Origin of the sequence: Legionella sp., assembly GCF_047605385.1 — a bacterium.
Taxonomy (GTDB): domain Bacteria; phylum Pseudomonadota; class Gammaproteobacteria; order Legionellales; family Legionellaceae; genus Legionella.
Genome location: NZ_JASGFU010000095.1, coordinates 1 through 7,718, shown reverse-complemented (window position 1 = coordinate 7,718; position 7,718 = coordinate 1). Strand labels below are relative to the sequence as shown.

Below are 7,718 nucleotides of genomic sequence, written 5' to 3'. Positions count from 1 at the left end.
CCACTATAAAACTGCCTTCTTTTCAATTAATTAAAATTTTGTTCACAGAACCTAGTAAAGGAAGAGGAAAGAGTGGTAGCACAAGGACCATCGTTGCTTTCAAAAAGGAAAAACATTGTTTTTTTGTGTTTGGATTTGAAAAAAATGCCAAAGACAACATTTCTTCAAGCGAAGAAAAAGCATTTAAGATTATTGCTAAATCTTTACTAACTTATTCTGATTTAAAGATAGATGAATTAATTAAAGATGGAGCGTTAATGGAGGTTCAAGATGAGTAAAATTATTGATGCAATGTTAGAAACAGCACATGATCTTCGTTTAGATCCCATTACCATAAAAGAAATTGAAGTGCTCAATTTAAGTGAAATTAAAGAGCTAGAATCAGCTGAAATAAGAAAAATGCGGATAAAAGAAAAAGTCAGTCAAACAGTAATGGCTAAAATATTGAATGTTACTCCATCTACTTATCAGAAATGGGAGAGAGGTGAAGTTCATCCTAAAGGTGCCAATTTAAAGTTATTAAGATTAGCTTATGATCATGGCTTAAATTATATTCTCTCATAATAGAGAAGGGTACTCTTAGAAATTAATTGTGTGAGAAGCCAAGATATTCCCATTCAAATTAAGAATATTAAATTTCATTTTATTACCAATTAAGATAAAATTATGCACTAACTTTGTTAGCGTTTTTGAGATTCTGGCAATGCTAGAAGTTGATTATTATCAAATGGAATTGAGCCAAGGCGTATACCTAGTCAGTAACTAGTGTTCTTGGTTCTCTGTGGGTTGTTTGTTTATTGTCATCACCTATACCATAGACTCATTTGGAAATCATAGATTAAATAAAAGGAACAAAACATACTATGAGCACTACTTTACGAGATTTAGTTTCTGCATTACCTGAGGTGTATCAAAATATTTATGGTGAAGAAGAGTGGGATGATGTCGTCTCTCGTAATTGTAACGAGCGCATGGTGGTACTGGAGCAATTGTACTATTCTTTGAGTCGCGCTTTAGGTCGGCCTTTACGCATTTTGGATTTAGGCTGCGCCCAGGGCTTTTTCAGCTTAAGCTTGGCGCGTTTGGGAGCAGAGGTCCATGGGGTTGATTTCTTAAAAGAAAACATTGATGTGTGCAATGCGTTGGCACAAAAATACGAAGAATTGAATGTTCGTTTTACAGTGGGACGCGTAGAAGAGATTGCTAGGCAAATTGAGCCTGGCCAATATGATTTAGTAATTGGTCTTAGCGTTTTTCATCATATAATACATGTTCATGGTGTAGAACAAGTTAAATCTTGGTTGCAGAAATTAGCTGATTGTGTATCAGTGATGGTGTTAGAATTGGCTTTGCGAGAAGAACCCTATTATTGGGGACCCAGTCAAGCGGCTTCTCCTCGAGAGTTATTAGAGTCTTGTGCTTTCGTCCATGAAATTTCTCGTTTTAAAACTCATTTGTCTGATATTGCTCGTCCGTTGTATATAGTTAGTAATGCCTTTGTTCTTTTTGCGGATTTTTGTGCTTCTTTTGATCATTGGACGACTCATCCATATAATGGCGTGGACAATTTGCGTGAAGGCAGTCGTCGTTATTATTTTGGTAAAGATTTTATTTGTAAACTCTATCAATTTTCTTCACCGTTACTCCAGATAAGTTTACAGACTCAGCAACTGAATATTGACGAATTGCGGCAAGAGCAATTATTTTTGTCCTCTCCACCTGATGGTTTTACCGCACCTGCATTGATGGCTGCCGGTGAAAATGCTTATGAGGGATGGTTGGTCATGGAGCGTTTTGCGGGTGAATTATTACTGTACAAATTAAGTCGTAATGTGAAGATGAATGTCGAGCGAATAGTGCAGCAATTACTGGAACAGTTGGTATCCTTGGAAAATGCTGGACTTTACCACAATGATGTTCGGAGTTGGAATATTTTAATTGATGAGCAAGAAAATGCACGTTTAATTGATTTTGGTTCAATCTCTGATAATCCTTCTGATTGTGTATGGCCAGTAAATTTATTTCAGTCATTTTTAATTTTAATAAATGAAATTATTTTGAAATACGAATCGCAAGCGGTTCTTTTCCGTTCAGTATTTTTAAGTCCTTTTCATCTACCACGGCCCTATAGCAATTGGCTTTATGCCTTTTGGCAAAAGCCGATAACTGACTGGAGTTTTGCTTTATTGTATGATTTGTTTCAAAATAAAGAACAGCTACCCTCGATTTCTTTAACCGCATCAGAACTGTGGATTTCTGCACAGGAATCAATGTTGATGCTGACCCAAAATAAAATGATGCAAATGCAGGCTGCAAGAGAATTAGTTACAAAACAAATGGAGCAACAAGCGCAAAAAATAGAGGAGCTTGGCATGAAAGTTTCTTTATTAGAACAGCGAATACAACCTCATGTAACTCGCAGAGCCTCCTTGCGCTACCTGTTGTTGCAAGTACGTTTATTAAAACAAGAAGGTATTTCTATTCGCTTAAAATACGGAGTTAAAAAAATAGGACGCAAGCTGCTTCGTGTACTCTATAAAATGCCGATATTAAGGCGTATGGGAAAATACGGAATAAAAAAACTAGGCCTTTATCCAGTAGCTGTTCGTATTTATGAACGTTTGGGTTTAGGATACAGTTCTTCTTTGGCTAATGGGCATAGTGCCAATCCTCTTGATTTAATGCCCTCAGTAGTAAAACGGATTTTTTGTGATTTAACTGGCAACCAACAGGGGAAATAATTTGCACATTCTTATTGATATACAAGGTTACCAGTTTGAGTACAGTCATCCTGAGCGAAAGGAAGCACTTTTTTTACTAATTCGTACCCTAATGAAAAATAAAAATAATCATCGCCTAAGTCTTTTAATTAATGGTATGGATTGCATTGAGAATATCAATGCCATAAAAAAGTGCTTTAAAGGGCTTTTGCCAACTCAAGAGTTATTTATTTTCTCAGCGCAAGCCCCTACACGTTATTGTGATGCGACGAATCATGCGCGATATGAGGCAGCGTTACTCAATCGTAATGTAGCCATTGCTCATATTAAACCAGATGTCATCCTTCTAACTACTCGCCCTGAGCATGGATATCATGATGAGGCTATTATCGCAGCAACAGATGAAACTTCGCCATGGCTTACTGCTAGTGTGAGTTTTGATTTATTAACTTCTGCCGCAGATAAAACGTTTTCTCAAGGACTTAAGGCGTTTTCTAAAAAACAGCAGATTATTTATCAACGCGCAGAACTTATCTTCATAAAAAAAGAAGAGGCACAATACAGGCAAGCAGATGACGCATTTTGGCAAAATGCAACAGCAACGACAATATCTGCCTTGGAAGCTATTGAGAAAAAGCAAGTTACTGCATGCGATATGGATACACGCATCCATTTTGATGCAGTAATACAGCAAATAGGGCAATTGAATACTCTGGATGTGAACGATAAATTAGGTATTGCATGGGCTCTTGCGCGTAACCGCTTCAAAGAGCATCAGCGTAAACTACTTATTGATATCTCCGTTTTAGTCCATCACGATGCAAAAACGGGTATTCAGCGCGTTTCACGAAGTATTTTATCTGAACTTTTTATCTCTGGGGTGCCTGGGTATGAGATTAGTGCGGTTTACTATGCTCCAGGCGACTGTTACCGCTATGCCAATAAATTTATAAAAAAACACTTTGCTAAAGACAATGGTAATGATGTTCCGGTATTGTTTAGTAAAGATGATATTCTTCTGGTCACTGATCTCATTGTGCACTTATTTCCCGCAATGAACAACCAGTTAGTCAATTTACGTCGTGCAGGAGCGCATGCCTATTTTATTGTCTATGATATTTTACCCTTGCTGTATCCTCAATGGTGTCGTGAAGACATGCAGCAATTATTTCCCCAATGGCTGTCTTCCATTGCAGGGCATGCGGATGGGCTTATTTGTATTTCCGCAAGTGTGGCAAATGAGGTGCAACATTGGTTGGCTAATAATAAAACGATAAAAGTCAATCCTAATTTAGAAATTAGTTATTTTCATTTGGGTGCTGATTTGGACGCGAGTATGCCTACTTTGGGCATGCCAAAGGACAGTAAGGTATTTTTAAATAAACTAAATACAGCACCTGGTTTTCTTATGGTTGGTACATTAGAACCACGAAAAGGGCATGCGCAGGTTTTAGCAGCATTTGAGCGATTATGGCAGCAAGGTAAAAACTATTGTTTATTTATTGTTGGCAAACAAGGATGGTGTGTTGACGCTTTGTGTGATCATATAAAAAAACATCCACAGTATGGAAAACATTTATTTTGGCTGTCAGATATAAGCGATGAGTTTTTAGAGCAATTATACCAAGGAGCTTGCGCTTTGATTTTTGCCTCTTTAGGTGAGGGATTTGGTTTGCCTTTAATTGAAGCAGCACAAAAGAAATTACCGTTAATTATCCGTGATATTCCGGTATTTAAAGAAATTGCCGAAGAGCATGCATTTTATTTTCATGGGGAAGCCCCTGAAAATATAGAGCAAGCGATCAATGAATGGTTTGTTCTTTTTGCACAAAATAAACATCCAAAATCTGAGGGAATGAGGTGGTTGAATTGGGGACAAAGCGTGAGCATGCTTTTACAGCAATTACCTTTGATAGAAGAAACTCATTAATCAACTTATTATTTGAAGGATCGTATGCTAGGGATAATCAGATTTTTTTTGGCAAGTTGTGTCATTCTATTTCATTTAACCGCAAAAATTCCCGTTCTGGGAAATTTTGCGGTTAATTTTTTCTATGTGATTAGTGGCTATCTAATCACCTTAATCTTGAATAAAACCTATTATTTTGATTTCAAAAGATTTTTTTTAAATCGCTTTTTACGTTTGTATCCGGTTTACTTCTTTTTCTTGATTTTTGGGTCGACCATTATTTTTCTTGCTCCTGCGACAAAGCAATTTCATCAGTCATGGACGAGTGTTTTTCAACCCGGTGATGTCTGGGGAAATCTGTTTATTTTTCCTTGGGCTTTTCTTTCGGATCATGCTGTTTTTAATCCCTTTGCGTTATTTACAAACAATTACCCGGGGGATTTTGATGGTACCCGCTTTCGTATTATTACTTCCAGCTGGTCAGTAGCAGTTGAGCTTATTTGCTATGCTTTATTATGGTTCTATACAGCAAGAGGCTGGCGACAATCAGTAATAGCAATCGTTGTTGCTGGTATTTATCATTTATATGCATTGAAGTTGTTTACGACTTTAGAAATCATTTATTTTCCATTTTTAGCAGCAATGCTGCCTTTTAGTATTGGTACATTTGGTTTTTTTGCTGTTGAATTCTTGAAAGAAAAAGGGTATTTACTTTCTTTTTCAGAAATAACTCAAATAAGTTTATGCTTCATTGCCATCGGATTATTTTTATTAAATTGGTATGTCTATTGTCTTATTCAACCTGCGCGTGGGCATTTATTTTTTTACTATTTGAACAATGTGATTGCGATAGTCATAGTGATATTATTTGCTAATTCTACGCTTACTGGGAAAATCGCACATTGGGCAAAATGGTTGGGTGATTTATCTTATCCTATGTTTTTATGCCAATATTTTGCTGGATATTTTGCCTGGTTAATCGTAGGATCAGGCTTTGCACCGCGAGGATGGAATATTTTTTTTATAGGGTATCCCATCGCGATCGTGTTAGCTTTTATTAGCGTGGTGCTTATAGATAAAAAATTGTACGTCCTTCGCAATAGAATACGCGAAGGGTATCAAATAAAAAGATTAGGGCTAGTTTTTAGTGACTAATCGATTCACCTCGGACATGTGCATTTTTGATAAACACCACAGGTTATAATAGATACAATGAAAATAATTATCAGTACAGAATCCATCAAATACCCATTAACCGGTATCGGTCGCTATACACTGGAATTGGTACAGCAATTGCAGAAAGCGACTGAAATTGATGAGTTATTATTCTTTAATCACTTAAATATTCAACGTGAATTACCGCATTTCGCTGTGGCAGCGAAGGCTAACGTAAGCGCAAAGGCTTCCTGGTTGAAAAAGCAGCCACAAGTCGTTGATCTATATCGTATTTTCGTTCCCATAGTACAAGGAAGGGCATTAAAAAAATATCGTGAGGATTATGTTTATCATGGTCCAAATTTTTATTTACCCGCAAATTTTTCACGCTCAGTAGTCACTTTTCATGATATATCTACCTTTACCTGTCCTCAATTTCATCCTGCAGAGCGGGTTCGCTTCATGCAAAAATCTTTAACAGCGAGCGTTAAGCGTTGTGCCAAAATTATTACTGACTCTGAGTTTACACGTCAGGAAGTGGCGCAATTTTTTAATTACCCATTAACGAATATCTATGCGGTTCCATTAGGTTGTGCTGAGGATTTTTATCCTAGAAATGAGGACGAAACGCATCATTTAATGGCGCGTTTAGGCTTAAAATACCAGCAGTTTACTCTGTATGTGGGAACTATTGAACCGAGGAAGAATATTGGGGCTTTGCTTGATGCTTATGCAATGCTGCCTGTGGCACTTCGCAAGCAATATCCTCTGGTACTTTGCGGGCATGAGGGTTGGCATAGTGAAGATTTACATCGTCGTTTTCAACACGCAACGCGTGAAGGTTGGCTAAAATATTTTGGTTATCTTGCCAATGAAGACTTACCCTTATTATATGCATCAGCACGTGCTTTTGCCTTCCCTTCTTTTTATGAAGGATTTGGTTTACCGGTTATTGAGGCCATGGCTTCAGGCGTTCCTGTGATTTGTTCTAATGTTTCGTCATTACCTGAGGTCGCCGGGGATGCTGCTTTGACTTGTGCCCCACAAGATGTGCAGTCATTGAGTGAACATGTACAGCGAAGCTTGGAGGATGAATCCTGGCGTAGCCATGCGATAACTTTAGGAATCAATCACGCAAAAACTTTTTCTTGGTCACAATGCGCACAAAAAACACTAGACGCTTATCGTTCCATGTAAAATCCCATTCAACATCCTATTTAACTCCTCGCCCCTTTGGGGATAAGGTTAGGGCCTCTACCATTAAACGGTCATGGTCTCAAGGTCCGTTTAATGGCAGTGAAGGTTAGGGAGAGGAGGATTTTAGATCTGTTTTCCTTTTTTATGCAGCTACCCCTACCCCAACACGAGAAGGTAATTCTTGAAGGAATTCTTGCGTTGTAGTTGCTACATCCTTACGAGCATAAAAACTATGGCGATTAACAGCTAATATCGTAGGCAATTCTTTGGCATCCGTATCGCGTATGGTTTTCTGTAACTCTTTTAAACTTTGTTTTGTCTTTTGCACATTATCCTTGTCATATATTACCTTGTTTAAATCTTTCATTTCATGTTTTTGTAACAAGGACAAAGTGTGTTCCACGCGCCATTCTTCTGAGGGATGCTCGTTTTCTTGAGCGGGTAATTGTACTTCTTGTGGTATTTTATTACCACGTTGCTTATTCCATGCTTCGTTCCAGCTTAGTATTCCTGGCGTGCCTTTTGGAGCGTCAGATTTATTGAACTTACCTGCAAGATAATCCCAGCTAGCAGCTAATGCATATAAAGGAATTGTTATCTGTTTTAAGATAAATGTAGGGATGTCATTATCATGGTTATGGCTTTCATGAACGTCCAAGCGTTCTTTTAATAATTCCTGGATATCATGATGATGGTGATGTTCTTTAGCATGATCATCATGATGATGGTGATGTTCT

The 7,718-nt window shown here is 37.6% G+C and carries 6 protein-coding genes and 1 pseudogene; 6 read left to right on the top strand and 1 reads right to left on the bottom strand.

Features of this window, described 5'->3' with window-relative positions:
* From QM652_RS13460 to QM652_RS13435, 6 genes are all read left to right on the top strand, one after another.
* Positions 1 to 278: type II toxin-antitoxin system RelE/ParE family toxin (locus QM652_RS13460; RefSeq protein WP_415076651.1), on the top strand; the 278-nt coding region annotated here is incomplete at its 5' end.
* Positions 271 to 564: a helix-turn-helix domain-containing protein gene (locus QM652_RS13455; protein ID WP_415076649.1), complete on the top strand. Its 294-nt coding sequence runs from the start codon at positions 271 to 273 to the stop codon at positions 562 to 564. The genes QM652_RS13460 and QM652_RS13455, both read left to right, overlap by 8 nt.
* Positions 565 to 863: 299 nt before the next feature.
* Complete coding sequence (locus QM652_RS13450; RefSeq protein ID WP_415076647.1) at positions 864 to 2,741, top strand: methyltransferase domain-containing protein; 1,878 nt, start codon at positions 864 to 866, stop codon at positions 2,739 to 2,741.
* A 1-nt stretch (position 2,742) separates the two neighbouring features.
* Entirely contained in the window at positions 2,743 to 4,650 is a 1,908-nt protein-coding gene (locus tag QM652_RS13445; protein ID WP_415076645.1) for a glycosyltransferase family 4 protein, read from the top strand.
* Between the two features lie 24 nt (positions 4,651 to 4,674).
* Positions 4,675 to 5,784: an acyltransferase family protein gene (locus QM652_RS13440; RefSeq protein ID WP_415076643.1), complete on the top strand. Its 1,110-nt coding sequence runs from the start codon at positions 4,675 to 4,677 to the stop codon at positions 5,782 to 5,784.
* A gap of 57 nt (positions 5,785 to 5,841) precedes the next feature.
* Positions 5,842 to 6,981: a glycosyltransferase family 4 protein gene (locus tag QM652_RS13435; RefSeq protein WP_415076641.1), complete on the top strand. Its 1,140-nt coding sequence runs from the start codon at positions 5,842 to 5,844 to the stop codon at positions 6,979 to 6,981.
* A 142-nt stretch (positions 6,982 to 7,123) separates the two neighbouring features.
* On the opposite strand, the pseudogene QM652_RS13430 reads toward QM652_RS13435, so the two are convergent.
* Positions 7,124 to 7,718 (bottom strand): annotated as a pseudogene (locus QM652_RS13430) (hypothetical protein); the annotation flags it as partial.

Coding starts and splice junctions, on each gene's coding strand:
- QM652_RS13455 (WP_415076649.1), top strand. CDS start 271: ATGAGTAAAATTATTGATGCAATGTTAGAAACAGCACATGATCTTCGT.
- QM652_RS13440 (WP_415076643.1), top strand. CDS start 4,675: ATGCTAGGGATAATCAGATTTTTTTTGGCAAGTTGTGTCATTCTATTT.
- QM652_RS13435 (WP_415076641.1), top strand. CDS start 5,842: ATGAAAATAATTATCAGTACAGAATCCATCAAATACCCATTAACCGGT.
- QM652_RS13450 (WP_415076647.1), top strand. CDS start 864: ATGAGCACTACTTTACGAGATTTAGTTTCTGCATTACCTGAGGTGTAT.